Origin of the sequence: Methylobacterium sp. 4-46 (assembly GCF_000019365.1) — a bacterium.
GTDB lineage: Bacteria > Pseudomonadota > Alphaproteobacteria > Rhizobiales > Beijerinckiaceae > Methylobacterium.
The window spans coordinates 2,164,986-2,185,587 of record NC_010511.1 but is presented as its reverse complement, the minus strand read 5'-3'; the positions used below and the strand labels follow the sequence as shown (position 1 = coordinate 2,185,587).

At 68.1% G+C, this 20,602-nt stretch carries 15 protein-coding genes and 1 pseudogene; 6 read left to right on the top strand and 10 right to left on the bottom strand.

Features of this window, described 5'->3' with window-relative positions; all coding sequences use genetic code 11:
• The first annotated feature begins 149 nt into the window (after window positions 1-149).
• Entirely contained in the window at window positions 150-1,580 is a 1,431-nt protein-coding gene (locus M446_RS09235; RefSeq protein WP_012331832.1) for a pyridoxal phosphate-dependent decarboxylase family protein, read from the top strand.
• Between the two features lie 669 nt (window positions 1,581-2,249).
• On the opposite strand, the gene M446_RS09230 is transcribed toward M446_RS09235, so the two are convergent.
• The gene (locus M446_RS09230; protein ID WP_036270424.1) at window positions 2,250-2,717 is read right to left on the bottom strand and encodes a hypothetical protein; all 468 of its coding nucleotides are present in this window, start codon (window positions 2,715-2,717) and stop codon (window positions 2,250-2,252) included.
• Window positions 2,718-3,100: 383 nt separating this feature from the next.
• Entirely contained in the window at window positions 3,101-5,035 is a 1,935-nt protein-coding gene (locus tag M446_RS09225; RefSeq protein ID WP_012331829.1) for a PHA/PHB synthase family protein, read from the bottom strand.
• A gap of 431 nt (window positions 5,036-5,466) precedes the next feature.
• Here M446_RS09225 and M446_RS09220 point away from each other — a divergent pair, with 431 nt between their 5' ends.
• Complete coding sequence (locus tag M446_RS09220) at window positions 5,467-6,015, top strand: hypothetical protein (protein WP_236728740.1); 549 nt, start codon at window positions 5,467-5,469, stop codon at window positions 6,013-6,015.
• Between the two features lie 110 nt (window positions 6,016-6,125).
• Here the strand turns inward: M446_RS09220 and M446_RS09215 are convergent, their stop codons facing one another.
• From M446_RS09215 to M446_RS09205, 3 genes are all read right to left on the bottom strand, one after another.
• Window positions 6,126-6,452, bottom strand: coding sequence for a hypothetical protein (locus M446_RS09215; protein ID WP_012331827.1), 327 nt, complete (start codon window positions 6,450-6,452; stop codon window positions 6,126-6,128).
• Window positions 6,453-6,569: 117 nt separating this feature from the next.
• Window positions 6,570-9,155, bottom strand: coding sequence for a M10 family metallopeptidase C-terminal domain-containing protein (locus M446_RS09210; protein WP_012331826.1), 2,586 nt, complete (start codon window positions 9,153-9,155; stop codon window positions 6,570-6,572).
• A 1,025-nt stretch (window positions 9,156-10,180) separates the two neighbouring features.
• Entirely contained in the window at window positions 10,181-10,438 is a 258-nt protein-coding gene (locus M446_RS09205) for a hypothetical protein (protein ID WP_012331825.1), read from the bottom strand.
• 740 nt (window positions 10,439-11,178) lie between these two features.
• Between M446_RS09205 and M446_RS09195 the strand changes: the two genes are divergently transcribed.
• Window positions 11,179-11,472, top strand: coding sequence for a hypothetical protein (locus M446_RS09195; protein ID WP_012331823.1), 294 nt, complete (start codon window positions 11,179-11,181; stop codon window positions 11,470-11,472).
• Between the two features lie 472 nt (window positions 11,473-11,944).
• Here the strand turns inward: M446_RS09195 and M446_RS35110 are convergent, their stop codons facing one another.
• Together M446_RS35110 and M446_RS36510 are read right to left on the bottom strand one after the other, a co-directional pair.
• Window positions 11,945-13,930, bottom strand: a complete 1,986-nt coding sequence (locus M446_RS35110) for a multicopper oxidase family protein (protein WP_012331822.1) — start codon at window positions 13,928-13,930, stop codon at window positions 11,945-11,947.
• Window positions 13,931-14,181: 251 nt separating this feature from the next.
• Window positions 14,182-14,368: pseudogene (locus M446_RS36510) on the bottom strand (DDE-type integrase/transposase/recombinase); the annotation flags it as partial.
• 486 nt (window positions 14,369-14,854) lie between these two features.
• Between M446_RS36510 and M446_RS09185 the strand changes: the two are divergent.
• The 3 genes from M446_RS09185 (at window position 14,855) to M446_RS38840 (ending at window position 17,712) form a co-directional block, all read left to right on the top strand.
• Window positions 14,855-15,037, top strand: coding sequence for a hypothetical protein (locus M446_RS09185; protein WP_012331821.1), 183 nt, complete (start codon window positions 14,855-14,857; stop codon window positions 15,035-15,037).
• A gap of 492 nt (window positions 15,038-15,529) precedes the next feature.
• Complete coding sequence (locus M446_RS09175; protein WP_012331819.1) at window positions 15,530-17,122, top strand: hypothetical protein; 1,593 nt, start codon at window positions 15,530-15,532, stop codon at window positions 17,120-17,122.
• A gap of 275 nt (window positions 17,123-17,397) precedes the next feature.
• A complete protein-coding gene (locus tag M446_RS38840; protein ID WP_265576576.1) occupies window positions 17,398-17,712 on the top strand; it encodes a hypothetical protein in 315 nt (104 codons plus the stop codon).
• Between the two features lie 204 nt (window positions 17,713-17,916).
• On the opposite strand, the gene M446_RS09165 is transcribed toward M446_RS38840, so the two are convergent.
• The 3 genes from M446_RS09165 to leuC form a co-directional block, all read right to left on the bottom strand.
• Window positions 17,917-18,363 carry a DUF3617 domain-containing protein gene (locus M446_RS09165; RefSeq protein WP_012331818.1) on the bottom strand — a complete coding sequence of 149 codons (447 nt, stop codon included), beginning with the start codon at window positions 18,361-18,363 and terminating at the stop codon, window positions 17,917-17,919.
• A gap of 226 nt (window positions 18,364-18,589) precedes the next feature.
• Entirely contained in the window at window positions 18,590-19,192 is a 603-nt protein-coding gene (leuD, locus tag M446_RS09160; RefSeq protein WP_012331817.1) for a 3-isopropylmalate dehydratase small subunit, read from the bottom strand.
• Between the two features lie 2 nt (window positions 19,193-19,194).
• Window positions 19,195-20,601 carry a 3-isopropylmalate dehydratase large subunit gene (leuC, locus tag M446_RS09155; protein WP_012331816.1) on the bottom strand — a complete coding sequence of 469 codons (1,407 nt, stop codon included), beginning with the start codon at window positions 20,599-20,601 and terminating at the stop codon, window positions 19,195-19,197.
• Between the last annotated feature and the right edge of the window lies 1 nt (window position 20,602).

Below are 20,602 nucleotides of genomic sequence, written 5' to 3'. Positions count from 1 at the left end.
CGGTTCGTCGAAGACAATTCGGACGCTGCTGTCGACCGGCGGGCCCCGGCCGCCTGCCCTTCACCGCCCCGCGAAATGCCGTACAAGCCCCTCCTCGCGGGAGGAGCGCCCTGCCGCTGTAACGAGTATTTTCTCATCTGGAGGGCCGCATGGACGAGCAGGATCTCCGCGCCTGGATGCACCGGGCCGCGGATTGGTCGGCGGCGTATCTGGCGGGCGTGGGCGAGCGTCCGGTGCGCGCCCAGGTCGCGCCGGGCGAGGTCTTCCGGCAGATCCCGGCCGCGCCGCCCGAGGCGGGCGAGCCGATGGAGGCGATCTTCGCCGATCTCGACCGCGTCATCCTGCCGGGCATGACGCATTGGCAGCACCCGCGCTTCTTCGCCTATTTCCCGGCCAATGCCAGCCCGCCCTCGCTGGTGGCGGAGGTCGTCACCGCCGCGATGGCGGCGCAGTGCATGCTCTGGCAAACCTCGCCGGCCGCCACCGAGCTGGAGAGCCGCGTCACCGACTGGCTGCGGGACATGATCGGCCTGCCCGGCGAGTTCTCCGGGGTGATCCAGGATTCCGCCTCGGGCGCGACGCTCGCGGCCCTGCTCACCGCCCGCGAGCGGGCGCTCGGCTTCGCGGGCAACCGGGAGGGCCTGAGCGGCCAGCGCGCGGTGCGGGTCTACGCCTCGGCGCAGGTGCATTCCTCCGTCGACAAGGCGGTGCGGATCGCCGGGATCGGCGACGGCAACCTCGTGCGCATCCCGGTGCGCGGCCCGCTCCACGGCATGGACCCGGCGGCGCTCGAGGCGGCGGTCGCAGCGGACCGGGAGGAGGGCCATCTCCCGGCCGCCGTGGTGGCCTGCCTCGGCGGGACCAGCATCGGGGCTTGCGACCCGATCGACGCCGTGGCGGAGGTGGCGCGGCGCCACGGCCTGTTCCTGCACGTCGACGCCGCCTGGGCCGGCAGCGCGATGATCTGCCCCGAATTCCGCGACCTGATGCGGGGCGCCGCGCTGGCCGACAGCCTCGTCTTCAACCCGCACAAGTGGCTGTTCACGCATTTCGACTGTTCGGCGCATTTCGTGAAGGACCCGCGGATGCTCACCGACACGCTCGGCCTGCGCCCACCCTTCCTGCGCACCCTCGAGCGCGAGGGCGTGGTCGATTACAGCGAGTGGTCGGTCCCGCTCGGTCGGCGCTTCCGCGCCCTGAAGCTGTGGTTCGTGATCCGCTCCTACGGGGTGGAGGCCCTGCGGGAGATGATCCGCCGCCACGTCGCCTTCGCGCGGGACCTCGCGGCGCGCATCGCGGCGCATCCGGATTTCGAACTCGTGACCGGGCCGATCCTGTCGCTCCTCACCTTCCGGTACGCGCCCGCGGGGGCGCAGGACCTCGACGCGCTGAACGAGCGGCTGGTGGCGCGCATCAACGACGACGGGCGCACCTACCTGACCCAGACCCGGCACGACGGGCACTTCGTGATCCGCTTCCAGATCGGTCAGACCACGACCACGTGGCGGGACGTCGAGATCGCCTGGGAGGCGGTGCAGGAGATCGCCGCGACGCTGCGGAGCGGGGCGGGCGCCGGCTAGGCAATCCCATGATCCCCGCCGGGACCAGGGCGGCGATGCGCCCCTCCCCGACCGCGAGGTCGAGGCGCGCGCTGCCGTCCGGGTCGCGCGCGGCCCCCGCGGGAACGCCGTCCGTCAGGAAGGCGGCCGGGATGCGGGCATCGCCGAGGCGGTACGCCCGGGCCTCGGGCAGGGCGGGCGTCATTGGGGGAATTCTCGAGGGGAATTCTCGAGGGAATTCTCGGGCTGCGAACGCTCGGCCGGGGAACGCTCGGGCGGCGCCCTCGCGGACGATGAGCGCCGATCCGGCCCGCCGCGAGACGGCCGGCCCGCCGGGCCGGCCTCATCCGCCCGAAGGCGGCGGCCGGGGCGTCGCCGGAGCGGGCCCCCGGCGGCCGAGGATGCGCCCGCCGGCCCGAGGGCCCGGATCCGGACCGGACGCCGTCGCGTCGCGAACGCCTCGCGACCGTCAGTAGGGCTTCGGCTTGGCGACGCCGAGCGCGCTCAGCACGGCCAGGGCCAGCCAGGGCCCGATGAAGACGAGGAAGAACACCAAACCCATGACGCACCTCCCTTGGTCCGGAGCAGACCAGTGGAGTCAATCGCGCCGGTCCGGCTTTGGTTGCACGAGGCCGGTCGTGGTCCGCGCGGCGCCGGGGCGCGACCCGCCCCGATCAGGGCCTTCCCGCGTCAGCAGCCCTCGTCGCTGCCCCCGCCCGCTTGGCCGGCTTGACCGGCCGGCAATTCGTTGGCTCCCACGTTGTTCATGGCGCCGACCGTCTTCGGCGAACTCGGCTGCTGGCCGCCCGCGGTGTTGCGCGTCGAGCGGTCGGCATCCGAACTCCGGTCGTTCGCGGCCGTCTCGCCCCGGCCCTGCTGCGCCATCGTGGGCTTGCCCTGGGCCTGGAGCGTGACGTCGGCCGGGGAAGTCGCCCGGTCGCTCGCCACGTTGTTCATCGCCCCCACGGTCTTGGCCGAGCTGGGCTGCTGGCCGTCCGCGAGGTTCTTGGTGGAATGATCCGCGCTCGAACTCGCCGGATTGCCCGCCTGCTGCCCGCTGCGCCCGGTCGTACCCGTCGTGCACGGTCCGGCCAGCGCGGCGGCCGCCGAGAGGGTTAGGATGGCAACAGTGCTCACCAGCGTTGAAGCCGCTCGCATGGGCTCCTCCTCATTCTGGGTCGGTGCGAACACCAAACATGAAAAACATCTCCCAGAACTGGGTATGGTTCCCGTGCTGGAAAGGCAGGAGATACACGGAGAATGAAGGAATAGACGGCAATTGTTCTGAGCGCGATCGATCGAATGCGAGCCGCATCGGCGACATCACCGCCTCACATCATGTAACGCCGGGCCGCGCGAGGTGCCGTGAACCGTTCGGGCGGGCGCACGTTGGCCCGGGCCCCGCGGCAGGGCGCGGTGGGGCAGGGCGCGGTGGCGCCGGCGCGGGACCGGCGAGCCGCGCGGCCGGCTTCTCCCTCTTCCACGCCCTCGACGCCTGACGGGCGGGCCGAGGCGCCCTCGGCCGCCCGCCGCCCCGGCGCTCAGGTCTGCAGCACGTAGGTGCCCGGTGCGTCGTGCAGGGGTGGGTTCTGCGCGCTCCCGAGCTGCGGGGGCGCCGCCAGGGCGCCGGAGCGCTCCGCCAGCCACGCCGACCAGTCCGGCCACCAGCTCCCGGCATGCGCCTCGGCCGCCTTCAGCCACGCCTCCGGGGAGGCGGCGGGCTGCCCTGCCGGCCCCGTCCGGTACTGGCCCTTGCCGCCCGGCGGGTTGATGATGCCGGCCACGTGGCCGCTCGACGCCAGAACGTAGCGCACGGCCCCGCCGAACAGCTGGGTGATGCGCCAGGCCGAGTCCCAGGGCACGATGTGGTCGCGCTCGCAGCCCACCGCGTAGGTGTCCTGCCGGATCCGCCCGAGGTCGACGGCCTCGCCCTTGAGCTGGATCTTGCCCGGCACGATCAGGTTGTTCTCGACGTAGGTGTTGCGCAGGTACCAGCTGTGCGCCGCACGCGTCATCCGAGTGCTGTCGCTGTTCCAGTAGAGCAGGTCGAAAGCCGGCGGCCTGTTACCGAGAAGATAGTTGTTGACGACGTTCGACCAGATCAGATCGTTCGAGCGCAGCAGGTTGAACATGTTGCTCATGGCGCGGCTGTCGAGGTAGCCGCGCTCCATCATCTGCTGCTCGACGAGGTCGATGGTCGGCTCGTCCATGAAGACCGCGGTGTCGCCGATCCGCGAGAAATCCTGGGGCGAGACCATGAAGCTCGCCGAGGCGAAGCGCTGATCGCCCTTGGCGGCGAGGATTGCCAGGGTGAGCGTGAGCAGCACCCCGCCGATGCAGTAGCCCATCGCGTTCACGCGCTCGCTGCCGGTGATCTCGCGGATCACCTCGCTCGCCGCCATCGGCCCCAGATCGATGTAGTCCTCGATCCCGATCGCATCCATCGACGCGTCGGGGTTGCGCCAGGAGATCAGGAACACCGTGAAGCCCTGGGACACCAGGTACCGCACCATGCTGTTCTTCGGCTGCATGTCGAGGATGTAGTATTTGTTGATCCAGGGCGGCACGATGAGGAGCGGGATCTCGCGGACCTGCTCGGTGGCCGGCGCGTACTGGATCAGTTCCATGAGCGCGTTGCGGTGGACGACCTTGCCGGGCGTGAGGGCGAGGTTGCGGCCCGGGGCGAAGGCGTCGGCGTCGACCATGCTGAGGCGCCCGGCCGCGATGTCCTCCGCGAGGTGGCGGGCCCCGTCGACGAGGCTCGCGCCTCCGGTTTCCAGGGCCTTGCGCAGGGCGACGGGGTTCGACATCAGCACCAGCGCCGGGCTCATCGCGTCGACGAACTGGCGCAGGTGGAAGGTCAGGCGGTGCCGCTCGGCCGGATCGAGGTCGTCGATGTCGCCCCGCTCCAGGAGCCAGTCGGAGGCGAGGAGGTAGAGTTCCTTGAGCGCGAGGTAGGCCGGGTTCATCCGCCATTCCGGGGCGGAGAACCGTTTGTCGGTCCGCCCGCCCGGCCGGCTCTGCTCCGGAGCGAGGCCGAACAGGCCGAGCCAGGTCCGCCCGGCCTCTTCCCAGCTGGTCAGGAGCGACTGCCACACGCCCTGGCCGAGATCCATCAGCGACGCGGCGGCCTCGGGCTTGTTCATGGCGCGCAGCCAGACCGTGCGCAGGGCCCAGGCGATGCCGCCCCAGTCGATCGGCACCACGTCGCGCAGCGGGTTGGCGTTCCAGATCTGATCGATCGAGCGCAGCAGCGGGTCCTGGGCGAGGCGCTGGGCGAGTTCGCCCTCCGACAGGAGGACGGACGGGAACGGCGCCGCCCAGGCCTGCGCCTGGACCGCCTGCGGCGCCGCCGAGACCTGCTCCATCCATCCCGCCCACAGGCCGAGCATTTGGTCGGGGCTGTGCAGGGGCGAGGTGCTGCGCGCGTGATCGGGGGCCGGCGGCGCCCCCGTGCCGGTGACTCGGTCGACCATGGCGTATCCTCCGATGTCGTGTTGCTTCATTGTAGGCGCGCGACGTCTCTCGGTCACACCCTCCCGTTCCCCGGGCCCGTCGTCCGGCCCCGGCCGGGAGGCTCCCTCCGTCGCAACGCCGGCGCGGCGGGCCGGGGACAACCGCGCAGGTGGGGCGATCGTTGCCGCGCGCGGGACGCTTCCGCCGGTTGTCGAGGCGCCGGAAGGGGGCGCCCCCTCGCGCCGAGACGATGCCGGCCCCTCCCCCGGCCGCGGCCGGGCCGCGCGTTCGGCCGCGGCCGGAGCCCTGGGGAGCGTCCCGGCCCAAAGCTTCTCGAGACCGGCGCGAAGCCGGGATGCGGGCCTGCCCGCACCGCGCCGCGCCTTTAAGAGTCTGATGGCACTTTCCCGATAGGGTTCGGCCCGAAGGGAAACCTGCGATGCGCCCGCCGATGCAGATGTCCGATCTCGCGGTCTCGGCGCCGGTAGTGTACTCGGACCTCTTTCTGTCGCAGCCCGGCCTCGATGGACCGCATTATCGGGCGCGACGCGGCCTGATCGCGTCCTGGAAATTCTTCGACAAGGACGGAAACACCTCTCGAATGTACCTCGAAGGCGGCCATGTCGCCGTCTACGTGCTCTGGATCAACTACAGGTCGGTCACGAGCTCTGTCGCCCTCCAGAACATCTCGCTCGCCTCGGAGCCGAGTCGGGCTTCGGCCGGGCCGGACCCGTCCGCGGAGGCGCCGCAGCGGACCGAGCGGCTGATCTCGAAGGCGATGACGGCGCACCCGATCTCGCGGGAGACGGCCGCGTTCGTCGTCGGCGCCATCCTGCACGAGATGAGCGTCGGACCTCCCTCAGGCTCCTCGGGACCGCCGCGGCGCCGGGCTTGGTCGCAATCCGAGCGCGGGCTCTCCCTCGGGACGGTCGGCCGAAAGCGCGGCGCGGCACCGGGGCGCGAGGCGGGCGCGCGCGTCCCGCCGGCCCGTCGCTCCTGAGCGCCCGGCCGTCCCGGCGACCGTGACCGCGCTGCGGCGGCCCGCCGGGACGGCGCGGCCCGCCCGTGGGGCCGCGCGACGGGCCCGTTCGCCGGTTCGGCGAGCGGCGCTCAGTGCTTCTTGCCGTCCGCCGGGGCCACGCCCTGATCCGCCGCGCGGCCGGCGACCGGCGCCGCGGAGGTGGTGGGGGCCGGGGGCGTCGCGGCCGTGGTCGAGCCGGTCGTGGTCGCGTCCCGGGCCTTCTGTTCGGCGGGGCTCGCCGTCGACGGGCCGGTGACCGGGTCCGCCCCGGTCTCCTTCTTCGAGAGGGTTGTGGCGGTGTTCGTCGCGGTCGTGCCCGCCGCCCCCGTCTCGGCCCTCTCCTTCTTCTCGTCGTAGCACCCGCCGAGGGCCAGGATCCCAACCAGCGGCAGTGCCAAAACCTTGGCGTTTCCCATGCGGCGCTCCTGATGCGGGTTGGGGCAACGTCGTCCCCTCGGAGCGGTTCCGCGCCCGGGCCGGACCCGGGCGCGGCTCCTGCGGCCGATCTGCGCCGGCCAGGTTCGCCGATGACCTCAGACGAAGTTGTGCGGGTCGCTCTGGATCGACCAGCCGCCGTCCGGCTGCACCGGCGTGCCGTTCGACGTCAGCAGGCCCGTCGAGGCGATCTGGCTGCCGTTCATGATCCACTCGGACAGCGTGTTCCCCGTCGACCGCCACAGGAGATCCGACTTCCCGTCGCCGTTGTAGTCCCCGACCTGCTGGATGCTCCACGACGCGTCCGGCCGGATCGCGCCGCCCTGGTAGGTCAGCGCGCTGCTCGACCCCACCTGCGACCCGTCCATCTTCCACAGCGCCAGCGTGCTGTCGCTGCCCCGCCACAGGATGTCCGCCTCGTGGTCCCCGTCGAAGTCGCCCACCCCCGCCACGGACCACGACAGGTCGGGCGCGATCGCGGTGCCCTGGTAGGTCAGCGCGCTGCTCGACACGATCTGCGAGCCGTTCATCAGCCACTCGACCAGCTGCCCGGTCGAGGTGTTGCGCATCAGCAGGTCCGAGTAGGGATCGCCGTCGAAGTTCCCGATCCCCGCCACCGTCCAATACGGGTCGAGCTGAACGGCCGTGCCCTGCGAGGTGATGGTCTGGCTGGCGGTGATCTGCGTGCCGTTGAGCTGCCACTCGGTGAGGAAGCCGGCGCTGTTCCTCCAGAGCATGTCGGTCTTGCCGTCGTCGTTGAAGTCGCCGAAGCCGGCGATCGACCACGAAGCGTCGGGGGCGACCGCGACGCCCTGGAAGGTGAAGGGGCTGCTGGCCTGGACCTGGGCGCCGTTCATGGTCCAGTTGACGAGGCCGCCGGCATTGCTGCGCCAGATCAGGCTGGCGCGCCCGGTGCCGAAATCGTCGGCGGTGCCGGCCAGGGTCCAGGAGGCGTCGGGTGCGACGGGGGTGCCGTTGGAGGTGAGGGCCTGGGAGGCGGTGATCTGGGCGCCGGAGACGTCCCAGGACACGAGCTGCCCGGCGGAGCTGCGCCAGACGATGTTGCTGAGCCCGTCGTTGTTGAGGTCGTCCTGGTCGATGCGGGTGACGGTGAGGTCGACGCCGGCGGAGGGGTCGGCGGACTTGACGAGGCGCCCGGCCAGGGGGGCCGTCAGGTTCATGCTGTAGGAGGTGGCCCCGTTGCCGTAGGCCAGGACGGTGCCGGTGTGGCGGTAGGTGAAGGTGGACGACGCGCCGTCGGTGAGGATGATCTTGTCGCCCTGGGCGAAGTCGGTGATCGTGTCCAGCGACAGGCCGAACATCGTCGACTTGAAGGTGTCGTTCCCGCCGTTGCCCGTCATGGTGGTGACGTAGCTCGGGTTCGGCAGGAAGGTGTCGCTGCCGGTCGTGCCGATCGCCTTGGTGAGGATGGTGCTCGGCCCGATGCCGATGTTGTTGATCATGCCGTTGGCACTGGTGAAGGTGCCGGGGGTGAGGCTGATGGTGGCGCCGTTCGACCAGCCGGAGAGGTCGAGAGTGTTGCTCGCTCCCGTCGCGAACAGGGTGACGACGGGATGCTGGTTGACGGTGAAGTTGAAGTACTGGTTGATGAGCCCCGGCACGGTGCTGTTGAAGCCGAAGGTGACGTTGTTGAGCGTGCTCGTCGTCGGCGCCCCGTAGATCTGCTGGGCCGCCAGGATGTCGAGGAACATCGGCGTCGTCGGCTCGCGATAATAGTAGAGCCCATTGGTCGGGCTGGTGCCCCAGGACGTTCCCGTGACGGGATACTGGTTATAGTACTTGGCCGACGTGTCGAACGGATCGATGTAGGACATCAGCGTCCAGAGCCGGGTGTCGTAGGCGCTGAACTGCTGGGTGGCCGAGTTGACGTTACCGTTGTAGGCGCCGCCGTGGCCGAGGCCGATCAGGTGTCCGAGTTCGTGGACGAGGGTCTGGTAGGGGTAGCCGCCGTAGGTGTCGAACGAGCCGCCGATCGGGCCGAAGCCGGCCACGCTGGTGTCGATCGAGATGATGGCGCCGGTCGGGTTGTTGATCGTCGTGCTGCCGATCGCCGAGGCGACGATGCCGTTGTTCTCGTAGGCGCTGCCGTCGCTGCCGCGGATGAAGGTGAAGCTCGCGGTCGCGGCGCTGGCGGCCTGCGCGAACTGGATGTTGGCGACGGCCGACCACAGGCCCATGCCGGAGATCAGGGCGTTCCGCTCCGTCGTGGTCCAGTTCGAGTTGGTGTCGAACCAGTAGGTCACGGTGCCGCCGGCGCTGCCGATCGCCGTCGAGCCGAACTTGTGGGCCTTCGACGTGGTGGCGTAGGTCGCCGGGTTGTTGCTGTTCCAGGTCCAGAAGCTCGTGCCCACGACCTTCTTGGTCGCGTCGACGCCGGAGATGAAGCTGACCTCGCCGTCGTAGGCGTTCGCGAAGATCGGGTCGTAGGCGGCGGCGCCGTCCTTGAGGCCGGTCCCCGTCGGGTCGAGGAGAGCCGCGATCACCGGATCGCGCGAACCGCCCGACGAACCCGGCCCGGCCGCGCCCCCGACCCATGCCGGCGCCTCGGCGATCGGCCCGGTCGGGAGCAGGGCTGGCGCGGAGGTCCCGCCATGATCGGGAGGCGTGCTCGCCGTGAGGAGGGCCGCCACGTCGTCGAAAGCGACCGGGATCGTCCGCGGCATTCCATCATCGGCGCCGTCCGCCTGGATCACGGTTTCCCCAAAGAACGTCGCAATTCCAATGTCATCCCCATTAATCTTGATGTCATCATGATCATGCCCACTGGCAGCTGGAGCAGCTGCGTCGGCATCACTCAAGATAAAATCGTCCAACGCAGACAAACCACTGTCAGAAATATTTATAACCGAGCCGACAATATTGTCACGATCATCTACATCTGACGGATTTAACCTTGAAGAATAAATCGCCCAAGACATGCTGTTGGACATGTCATTCATAATATCGCTATCTGAATTATTAGAATTGAACTGCAACTTCTTATTCATCGTGGCCTCCACTGTCAGCCAGGTTGTATTTTTACGCAAATCGGTGTAAAAGTCAAGCCAAGATCCGCATTAGATCAATAATGCTCAAGAACATATTTCTTTGCACAATCTGGCCCGCCGCAATTACGTCTTTTCCACGAATCCCTGCATCTGCGCACAGAGTCACCACGTCAGACTCTTTCTTGCCGAACAAGCGCTCCTGCAAGCTCCCTGCACATAAGGGCACTCATCATCTTGACGGCCTTGGGAACCGGGCTTCCATTAGGGCGCGCGCCATCTGTCCCGCCGCCTATTTCAAAATGGTTACCTGTTGCAGATCCGAATTGCCCCAGTCCGCCGACGTCGAGAGAAACCATCGCGCCGGGTCCGACACCGCGATGTGCGTAGTCGCACAACGGGCGCCACAGTGCATCGTCCGCACCGGGAAGCTATCCAGCACCCGATGCGGCGAGAATCCTGGCGGATTGCTGGCTCAGAGCTCCGGGCAGGTCCGAATCGTGAGATCTCGACGGGAGGCCGGGCGCGGGACCGCGGCCTTCGGCCGGGCGCGTCGGCGGCCCGGCGCGGACGGCCGGGCCCGCCTCCGGACGCCGCGCGGCCTGCTCGCGGTTCCCGGGCGCCGGGCGTGCCCCGACGCGGAAGGGCCGCCCGCGCCGGACGCGCGAACGGTCACCGGCACGCCGCCGGCGGCGTGCCCGCCGTCACGTGTTCAGATCATCCGTCCCGATCGTGATCTCGCGGAGCTTGTGGTCCTCATCGTACTTGAGGCCCGCGAGGAACTGGATTGCGGGACGATAGAGCGGGAGGAAGTCGTCCGGCCTGTCGCCGAATCCGGCGTCCTGGACCGCGCCGGACGTGACATTGACCAGAACGAGGTCGCCCGCGGAGGTGCGGAACGGAATCTGCCACCCGACGGTGCCGAAGGCCGTGGCGGGCTCGTCGTGGTCATAGAGCGGCATGATGGCGGTCCCGGCGGCATCGTCGTCAAGGCCGGATCGCGGCTCAATGCGCCGTCGCGTGCCATTCCGACCCGAAGCGGGCGGACACGGCCCGCGCGGCGCGGCGGCGTCCCGCCGCCGCCCCGGACCGCAGACCGAGATAGGCGGCTGCCGCCGCGGCACACAGGCTCCCCCCGACAGGCGCAGCCATGATCGCCGTCAACACCCCCTCGTGCCAGAACAAAGCCGCGGTGAGGGGACCGCCGACGACAGCCGCTGCAACAAGCGCAAGCATAGATTACCTGCCACATCCGTTTCGCTGATCCAACGAAAACCTTAGATATCGGTTCCATGCGGTGTCTGCTGGAGAGGCGCCGCAGGATCGCGCTCATCTCACCTCGGAACACTGCGCAACTCTTGTCGGTGGTGGGGGCCGTTCGCCGAAAACGGGTCTCGCGCGGCCGAGGCCGCGTGGTCCGTCGTGACCTGACCCGGCGCGGGCAGCGGATCCGCCGCCTTGGGAGGGCCCGGCCGGGTCGGCGATCACGCGCCCGTCCTGCCCGGAAGGCCCCTGCCCGGCAGAGGCGGCCGGACGATCGCCGCGCGACCGGCCGGAGGCGCCGGCGGAGCGCCCGCCGCTCCCGGACCGCGGCCGGGTGCGTGACCGGATCCAAAGTCGCCACCTCGCGTTAGCCCGCACGTGTTCCGACCTCTCGGCCGGGACGTGCCGTCATCAGGGACGGACAGAGGAGTTCGATCGCGTGCGGATTGCCATCATCACAGCCGCTTTCCTCGCCGGGATCGGCGCGGCGACCCTTTCCGAGCCCGCCGCTGCCCTGCCGGTCAGCCCCGACCAGGCGCTCGCGGCGCCCAACGGCATCGTCAGCGAAGCGCGCGTGCGCCGTCACCACCATCACGTGCGGCACCACCGCCACCACCGCAGGGGCATGATGCGCGGCGGAGGGCACTTCAACAACGTCACCCGCGGTGCACCGGCGGGTTACAGCCGCGGCAATGCCGCCACCGGGAGCACGGCCGCGCCGAGCGGCAGGTAGCGTCCGCGGCGCGTGGGCGACCCGGCTCGGCGCGCCGTGACGTTCGATCCCGGGCACGCGCCGTCGGGGAGGATGCGGGACGCGCGCCGGCCGTCCCGGCGGCGGAGCCTGGAAGCCGTGCGCCCCGCGCTCCCGCGCGCGTTCCCCGGCCGCGCTCTCAGCTTGGCACGCCGCCGGCCGCGAGGGCGGCCAGGTCATAGGATCGGTCGTCTTCTTGACACCTCGTTCCGCCACGGACACAGCCTGAAGCGCCAGGCAGATCAGGACGAGAGCAGGCTTCGCTCAGGATGAGGCATGACGTCTGCTCTAGGTTTCTGACTTTGCTGCATGTCCCGCTGAACTGGCACATTTCAGCGGGAAATACCCTAAGCTGCCTCGAGGCTTCAAGCCCCGGGGTCATCCTCAAGATCGAGGCCGGGATCCGGAACGCCATTCTGATCGCGGCCCTGCTCGATTTGCGTGCTGATAAAGATCACGCGAGCAGTGGATCATTCACGGTAAAAGGTCGCATCATTTCGTTGTCTTCGTGGGAAAGAATGTGGCAGTGCCACACGTATTCTCCTGGCTTGTCGAACGTCGCTACAATCGACATCATTTGATGCGGGTCTACCTCAACCGTATCCTGCCAGCCGCTTTCTTCAGGCCGCAGCGCCATTGGATCCCCAATCCAGATGTCGGCTGAGTTGTAGTCCGGCACTGAGTCGTGTCCATAAGTGATGACACCGTCATGATTCGTGTCGTCCGGGACACCATCATCGTTAGCGTCTTGAAAATCGATATGGCGCTTTTCGACTACTTGATATTGCACCAAATGGAGATGTATTGGATGACTGTCTGCTGTGAAATTGAACACCTGCCAATCCTCTGTTGAGAACAAAGCTGGTGTTTCAGTCACAGGTGCATCATAGGCCAACGGGCCAAAAGTCTCCCCTGCATGTAGTTCGGTTCGACTGGTGCGCACGGCACCTTCTTCAGCCGTCCCGAGCAGGGGCATCGTCCGGCCGTACTCATCTGCCTGCTCGAACAATCCGACTTTGCGGACCTGCGTGGCACCGTCTGCGATGCCGTCGTGGTCGCTATCGACCGCCAAGTCGTGGAAGTTGCTCGACAGCACGGTACCATCCGTCACGGTGGCATGGCCGGCCACCAGGCGCGCATCGACCGTAAACTGCATGATGTTGCCGATCGGATCCGAGGCTGTGGCCGCCCGTCCGTCACCCGCGAGGGACCCATCATCGTTCAGGCCTTGAAACGGCGAGTAAGCGGGCCCCACATTCTGGAGATGTACGGCGTGGGTCGCCTCTCCTGGATCAAGGTGGACGTTGCTGAAATCGAAGACGAGATCGGTGCGGTCGCCAGGGGCCAAAACCAGGAACTCATCGTCCTCCTGCACACCATCGCCGTCCATGATCGTCACAGCATGCGGCAGCAAGCCGCCGTCTGTGCCGACCAAGGTCACTTTGACATTAGGATCATCGAGCTTCAGCACATAAAATCGGGAGTCCGAACCGTTGAGCAGACGGAGCTCTTGTGTTCCTGCGGCAACATCCTGATTAGGCCATGCCATGCCATTGACAAGAATGGTATCTCCGAAGAATTCTGGAACCACGGAAGGTGCATTTGCACCATGCGCGTCATAGAACTCTTGCGGAACAACATCCTTTACGCGCATTTGTGTGCCATCATCATTAAATTGGCCCGGCAGTATGTCGTTCTGGTACGCTGGATAATAGAGCTGCCCGGTGCTGGTGAAAGCTCTATCCTGGATCGCTACCCCGACGTCGTTTGCCCCACTCGGCAGGACTCCGGCGCTCACCAGGTTGGCTCGCTCTTGATCCTGGAGGATGTAGAACCCAGCAAGGCCCGCGTACACATTAAGGCGGGTTATTCCCAGCGCATGGTCATGATACCACAGAGTAGCAGAGTGTTGATCATTCTGATATACGCTGGTTGAAGTCTCGAACATCGCACCGACATCGCGGGGTCCGGTGCTTCCACGGCCTCCGTTCTGTGTAAACCATTGGTCTGGTAGGCCGTCATACTTTGAATCGTTGTGCCCCCCGTGCAAGTGAGTGACGATTGGTACGAACCCAGAAGAAAGCGGGTGAGTATTTGAGTCCGCAATGTTGATCGAGGTATCAACCGGCAGGATGTGTCCCGTTTTTGGCAGTTTGTTCTGCCATGTCACCGTCACCGGGTGGTTTTCGTAGGCCAGAATAGTTGGTCCGGGGTAAGTGACGGTCTGACCAGTGCCGTATCCCCAAACAGTTGTCTCGATAATGTTTCCGAATGAGTCGTAGAGGCCTAAAAACTGGTTTGTCTGTCGAACTTGAAGTGTAATATGATCGCGCGTGGCCGTGTCAATAGTTTGCGGTATGGGCAGACTGTTCTGATATGCGTGTTGTGTGAATTGCATCTGGGCGCTATATGTGCCGTAGGTATCCCGCTTCCTAGACATGGAGTTCTCTCCATTTCCGAGCCCAAGAATGCGCATAAATAATATCGCATGACATAGCTGACATTGATCTTTGTCAAATAAGTGTATCAAATCCCGATAGGAGCGAGTGCCACACTAGCGGACCAGCTATAAAGCTTAGCTTGGCGCGAGCACCGGGTTCTACCTCCGACGAGTCCGCACTCTTGAGAACCCGAAGCGCTTGCGTGGTCGCAGCATGACTTCGAAGCCCTGGATCGTGCGCCGCGCCGCTGCTTGCGACTTGCGGCGGTCGCCGGCGAATCGGGGCCAGCGTCATCGGTGCCGATCCGGTCCGGCCCGAGGAGCGCCTGCGGCTGCAGCATCTTGCGCAGGACGCGGCAAGAAGCGCTTGGCGGCGTGCAGATCGCGGCTGGCGGTGAGCAGGAAGTCGACCGCGTCCCCGCGCTGGTCGCTGGCCCGTCAGCCCGTCCTGCCGCTCCCCTCGTAGCGGCCGATCTCGGCTCGGCACGGGGGTGATCGCTTGGCCATGTTCTCACGGAAGCAGGCGCGCACCTCCTCGCCGTCCGGCGGGAGGTTGCCGCGGCAGGTGGCGCAATCCCCTGTGCAGGCCGTTTCAGGGCCCTGCGGTCGGACTGCGTCGGGGAGGCTGCGTCGGCACTCCCGACGCGGACCGCGACGGTGAGAACGAGGGCGGCGGAGGCGCAGTGTCGCACGGCCCAGAGCATTTTCCGACGAAGTGGATGCCGGTTCGTCGCACAAAATCGGCAAAATCAAAGACCTAGAGCAGCACCCGATTGCAACGTGATCGGGTGCTGCTCTAGCGGACCTGCTGGCGGGTGGACCCATCCGCCGCCACGCCGTCGCGGTGACGTGCCCCCTTGCATTCACCTTCGAGCGGGCCAGACTGCCTCTCGCGACCTCGGTGGTCATGCTGGGAGGGACGCGATGTGGTGGTTCTTCGGCTTCGTCGCCGCTTTCGCGCTCGCGGCGATCCCGCGCCTGCGAAAGCTTCCCTTCGCGCTCGGGTTCGTTTGGCTCTGGATCTGCGTCTCTCCCACGCTGGCGCTGATCTATCTGGTGATCGGCATGGCGATCCTGATCGCCATGGCTCGCCGCCACCTCGCCTGAGCACGAGGTCCGGGAGCGTTCGCCGCGTCTCATGGGCTCCGGATGTCAGGACCCGCGTCCTGAACCGAGGTACCATCTCTGCCATCGGCTCATCAGCCAATGCCAGAGAAAGCCGACGACCGCGCCCGCAATGATCCATATCACGACCGCCGCCGCCTCGAGCGGGGCAGACCACCACAGCATCGCTGCTGTCCACAGCAGCGCGAACACAACAGAGATCCATCTCAGTCGGGCTTGCTCACTCATTTCCGCTGCTCCGCGTTTCCTATGAGGTCGCAGATACGGACCGGCAGCACTGTGCGTTGAAGCACATACGTTTTTCAGCGCAATTCCTCATTCAAATAACTTGCACAGTTGACATTATAACTTTGTGCAACTTTGCCGACAGGACTTGGATGCTTGCGAAGCGGTCGCGGGAGCGTATAGTGCCGGGACGCCCGGAGGAGGTCGCGGCGCAGCCGACAGCGGCGCAGCCGACAGGAGGGTGATCCGATGCGCACGTTCTTGCTCGCGGCCGCCGCCAGCGTTGCTGTCATCGCCCTCGCGTCCGGCCAGGCGGCCGTCGCGCAGGCTGAGGTCGACCAGCAGCTCGGAAGCGTTCACTTCGAGACGTCCTGCAACGAGGTCGCGCAGCGTCGCTTCGATCGCGGCATGCGCTACCAGCACTCCTACTGGTATTCGGCCGCCAGGGAGGTCTTCGAGGAAGCCCTCAAAGCCGATCCCGCTTGCGCCATCGCCGAGTGGGGCATCGCCCTGACCTACCTGGACAACCCTCACAACCCGATCCCGCAGCCCAACCTCGCTCCGGGGCTCGCCGCCATTCAGCGCGCCAAGGCGCTGGATCCGAGGACTGAGCGCGAACGCGATTACATTGACGCGCTGGCGTTGATGTACACCGACTTTGATAAGCTCAGCCATGGCCACCGCATTCGGCTCTTCCGCGACGCCCAGGAGAAGATGGCAGCAAAATACATGCATGATGACGAGGCACAGATCGCCTACGCCATCACGCTCAACACCTCGGCCGACCTCAACGACAAGACCTACGCCCAGCAGCTGAAAGGCATCTCGATCCTCGATCCGCTCTCAAAGCGCCTGCCTCGGCATCCTGGCGTCACGCACTACCTCATCCACCTCTACGATTACCCGGAACTTGCCGCCAGAGGACTCGAGGCGGCGCATCGATACGCGCAGATCGCGCCGGCCGCGCCGCACGCGCAGCACATGCCATCTCACATCTACACGCGCGTCGGTCACTGGAAAGACTCGATTGACTCGAACACCGCCTCTTGGAAGGCTGCGCGAGCCGAGAAGTCGATCGGCAATTACCTGCATGCACAGGATTACATGGTTTATGCCTATCTGCAGCTCGGCCAGGATGATCAGGCGCGTGCTGTCGTGGAAGACATGATGCACGAGACCGAGTTCAAGGCGACCGTGCTGGCTGCCCATTACGCGCTCGCGGCCTCGCCGGCGCGCTACGCCGTCGAGCGCGGCGAGTGGTCCGCGGCGTCGCAACTCTCCGTGCGGCCAAGCCCGTTCGCGTACGTGACGGCGATCACGCACTTCGCTCGCGCGCTCGGCGCGGCGCGCTCGGGCCAGCCTGAGGCGGCCGCGCCCGACATCGCGACGCTCGCCGGGCTGCGCGACAACCTGCGCGACGCGAAGGATGTCTACTGGGCGGAGATCGTGGATATCCAGCGACAGGTCGCAGCCGCCTGGGTGCTCCACGCACAAGGCCGGCACGACGAGGCGCTGAAGGCCATGAGCGCCGCGGCGGATCTCGAGGACAGGACGAACAAGCACGTGGTCACGCCTGGGCCGCTCGCACCGGCGCGGGAACTCTACGGCGAGATGCTGCTCGAGCGCGGCATGCCAAGGGAGGCGCTTGCCGCTTTCGAGGCGAGTCAGGTCAGGGAGCCGAACCGCTTCCGCGGCTTCTTCGGCGCTGCCAAAGCCGCCGAGATGCTTGGCGATAGAACAACTGCGAAGGCGAATTACGAGAAGCTGCTGGCGCTCGCGGCGAATTCGGCCTCTGAACGGCCGGAGATCGGAGCCGCACGCACGTTCGTCGCGATGAATTAGGCACGGTCATGCCGAGGCCAGCGAGAAGGACCACCCTGACCACGGCGGCGGCTGTCCTGGCTGCAGCTGGGGCGCTCGGGGCAGTCGGCCTGCTCGTCAGCCGCACAGCGCATCCCGAGACCACCGACGCCACTCCGACCCCCGCCTGGGCCGAGACGGCATGGCCGTTTCCGGCGGATCCGTGGGGAAAAGGCAAGGCCTATCGCTGCCCAGCTGAGTCCTGCGGCGCAGAGATTGTCGTCTCCGTCCGGGCAAAGCTCGGGTTGTGCGGGTGCGTGACGACGATCGACGATGACGACGTCGACCGCGTCGGCGACGTCGATCTCATCGCCCCCGAGCGCACGGCGCTCGGTCCGGGGCAGGCCATAGCGGTGCGCTCCATGAAGGGGCGCAGCCGCAGCTACGCCCTCGGAGGCCGCGGTGCGGCGGCGAAGTCGGCGATCGCGGTGGCCTTGCATGAGCGGTGCGACATGATCGTTGCCACGGCGGCCTTGGGTGTCGACCAGCCGGCGAGGCAGGAGCAGGCCGTGATCGAATTCCTCCGCGGCGACGCCGTCACGCGCTGGGCCGAGGTGACGCTCGGACTGTAGCGCTCGGGCCGGTTCGGGCGCACGACCATCTGATCCCAACGGCTCAGGATGCCGACGCATCGAGCCGCTGCTCCATCTCGAATTTTCGATTGCGAACCAAAGGCTTGGCGAAAATTCGAGAGCAGCACCACCGGTCATTGGAAATGACCGGTGGTATGACGCGGCCGCTCATCTTCGGAGGGCGGTGGCGGGTGGACGACGGTGTCACGGCTCAGGCGCTGACTCGGCACCGGGGCCGCGGCAGTCGCCGATCCGGCGACCGGCCTGGACCTCCGCCATGGTCATGTTCTTGCCGCCCAGCCACATGGCGATGCGGCCGCGGAAGCCCGTCGGCGCCAGCAGGAATCGCGCGGTCGCCCAGCCGGCATTCCTGCCGGCGCAGGCGATGTCGAAGGTGAGTTCGTCACCGTCCTGCCGGACGTTCGAGGCCGGGCATGTGGCGAGCGGGTTGTTGTCGCTCAGCACCGCCAGGCCATGGTCGCCGACGACGGGGCCGCCCGCCAGGCAGACGCGGACCGTCTTCCTGGCCGCCGCGCTCTCGACATGCGGCAGTTCCAGCCTCACCTCGACCTCGTAGCGTCCGCTTTCCGGCACGCCGGATGCCGCGAGCGGCGCGTGCGCCACCAGCGCGAGGCCGCAGCCGATCCCCACTGCTCTCCCCCGCCGCATCCTTCGCCCTCCCGTCGCCCGACCGCAGCGGACCACGGCGGAGCCCGCAGCGCATCCCGGTTCTTGCGTCCGCATTCGCGCCGGCCGCGCGTGCGGCCTTCGCCCGGGAGCAGGCCCGAGATGCGCGGCGCTCCGTCGCCGGCGGCGTCCCGCGATCTGCCCGGCCTCGCGACCGGGCAGGCCCGGCGACGGCCGCTCCGCCGCCCGTCTACATCGGCGGGATCCGCCACGGCGTCTCGCGCTCTGCCCGCGCGTCGTAGGCGTCGATCGCCGCCGCGTGCGCCAGGGTCAGGTCGATGTCGTCCAGCCCCTCGACGAGGCAGCGCTTGCGGAACGGGTCGATCGCGAAGGGGATCACGGCACCGTCGGGATCGGTGATGCGCTCGGCCGGCAGGTCGACCGTGAGCGTCGCGCCCGGGGCGGCGGCGAGGCGCGCCCTCAGCGCCGCCGCGACCTCCTCCGGCAGCGCGACGGTGAGGAGGCCGTTCTTGGCGGCATTCGAGGCGAAGATGTCGCCGAAGCTCGGGGCGATCACGCAGCGGATGCCGCCGTCCACGAGGGCGTAGACCGCACCCTCGCGACTGGAGCCGCAGCCGAAATTGCGACCCGCGACCAGGATCCCGGCGCCCGCGTAGGCGGGCGCGTCGAGGAGCATCGCGTCGCCCCGGCGACGCTCGTCGTGGAACAGGAAGGCGCCGTAGCCGGCGCTGCGCGGCTTCTTGAGGAAGCGGGCGGGAAGGATCTGGTCGGTGTCGACGTTGGCGACGCCGAGAGGGATCGCCACCGCCGTGAGGGTCGTGAAGGGCTGCATCGTCAGGGCGCTCCGAGGCGGCGGACGTCGGTGAGGCGGCCGGTCAGGGCCGCGGCGGCCGCCATGGCCGGGCTCATCAGGTGGGTGCGCGCGTTCGGGCCCTGGCGGCCCGGGAAGTTGCGGTTGGTGGTCGAGGCGCATCGCTCGCCCGGCGGCACGAGGTCGCCGTTGATGCCGACGCACATCGAGCAGCCCGGCTCGCCCCATTCGAGGCCGGCCTCCCGGAACACCGCGTCGAGCCCTTCGGCCTCCGCCTGCCGGCGCACGGGGCCGGAGCCGGGCACCACGAGGCCCGGCACCGCCGCGCGCCGGCCGCGCAGCACGCTGGCCGCGGCGCGCAGGTCCTCGATGCGCGCATTGGTGCAGGAGCCGATGAACACCCGGTCGATGGTCACCGCTTCGAGGGGCGTCCCGGGCGCGAGCGCCATGTAGTCGAGCATCGCCCGCATCTGGCCGGCGCGGCCGAGATCGGACTCGGCCGCCGGATCGGGCACGGTGCCGGTCACCGGCACCGCCGTCTCGGGGCTGGTGCCCCAGGTGACGGTCGGGGCGATGGCGCCCGCCTCGAGGCTCTCCTCGCGGTCGAAGCGCGCGCCGGGATCGCTCGGCAGGCGCCGCCACGCCGCCACGGCCCGCGCGAAGGTCTCGCCCTTCGGCGCGAAGGGCCGCCCGTCGAGGAACGCGAAGGTCGTGTCGTCCGGGGCGACCATCCCGGCGCGCGCACCCGCCTCGATCGACATGTTGCAGATGGTCAGCCGCCCCTCCATCGACAGGGCGCGGATCGCGCTGCCGGCGTATTCGAGCACGTGCCCGACCGCGCCGCCCGCCCCGATGCGGCCGATGATGGCCAGGATGACGTCCTTGGCGGTGACGTGGACGCCGAGCGTCCCGTCGATGGTCACGCGCAGGGTCTTGGGCCGGCGCTGCCAGAGCGCCTGGGTGGCCAGCACGTGCGCGACCTCGGTCGCCCCGATCCCGAAGCCGAGCGCCCCGAAGGCCCCGTGGGTCGAGGTGTGGGAATCCCCGCACACGATCGTGAGGCCCGGCAGGGTCAGGCCCTGCTCGGGGGCGAGCACGTGCACGATGCCCTGGCCCGGATCGTCGAGGCCGAAGTGGCGGATGCCGTGGCGGGCCGCGTTCTCGGCGAGGCCCGACACCATGGCGGCGATCTCGGGATCGGGAATCGGGCGGTCGCGCCCGCGCGAGGGCACGTAATGGTCGGCGATCGCGAAGGTCAGGTCGGGCCGGCGCACCGCCCGCCCGGCATGGTCGATCATCCCGAAGGCGTGGAACGAGCCCTCGTGCAGCAGGTGCCGGTCGATGGCGAGCAGGGCCTGCCCGTCCGGGCGCGCGGCCATCACGTGCGCGTCCCAGACCTTGTCGAACAGGGTGCGGGGCGTCTGGGTCATG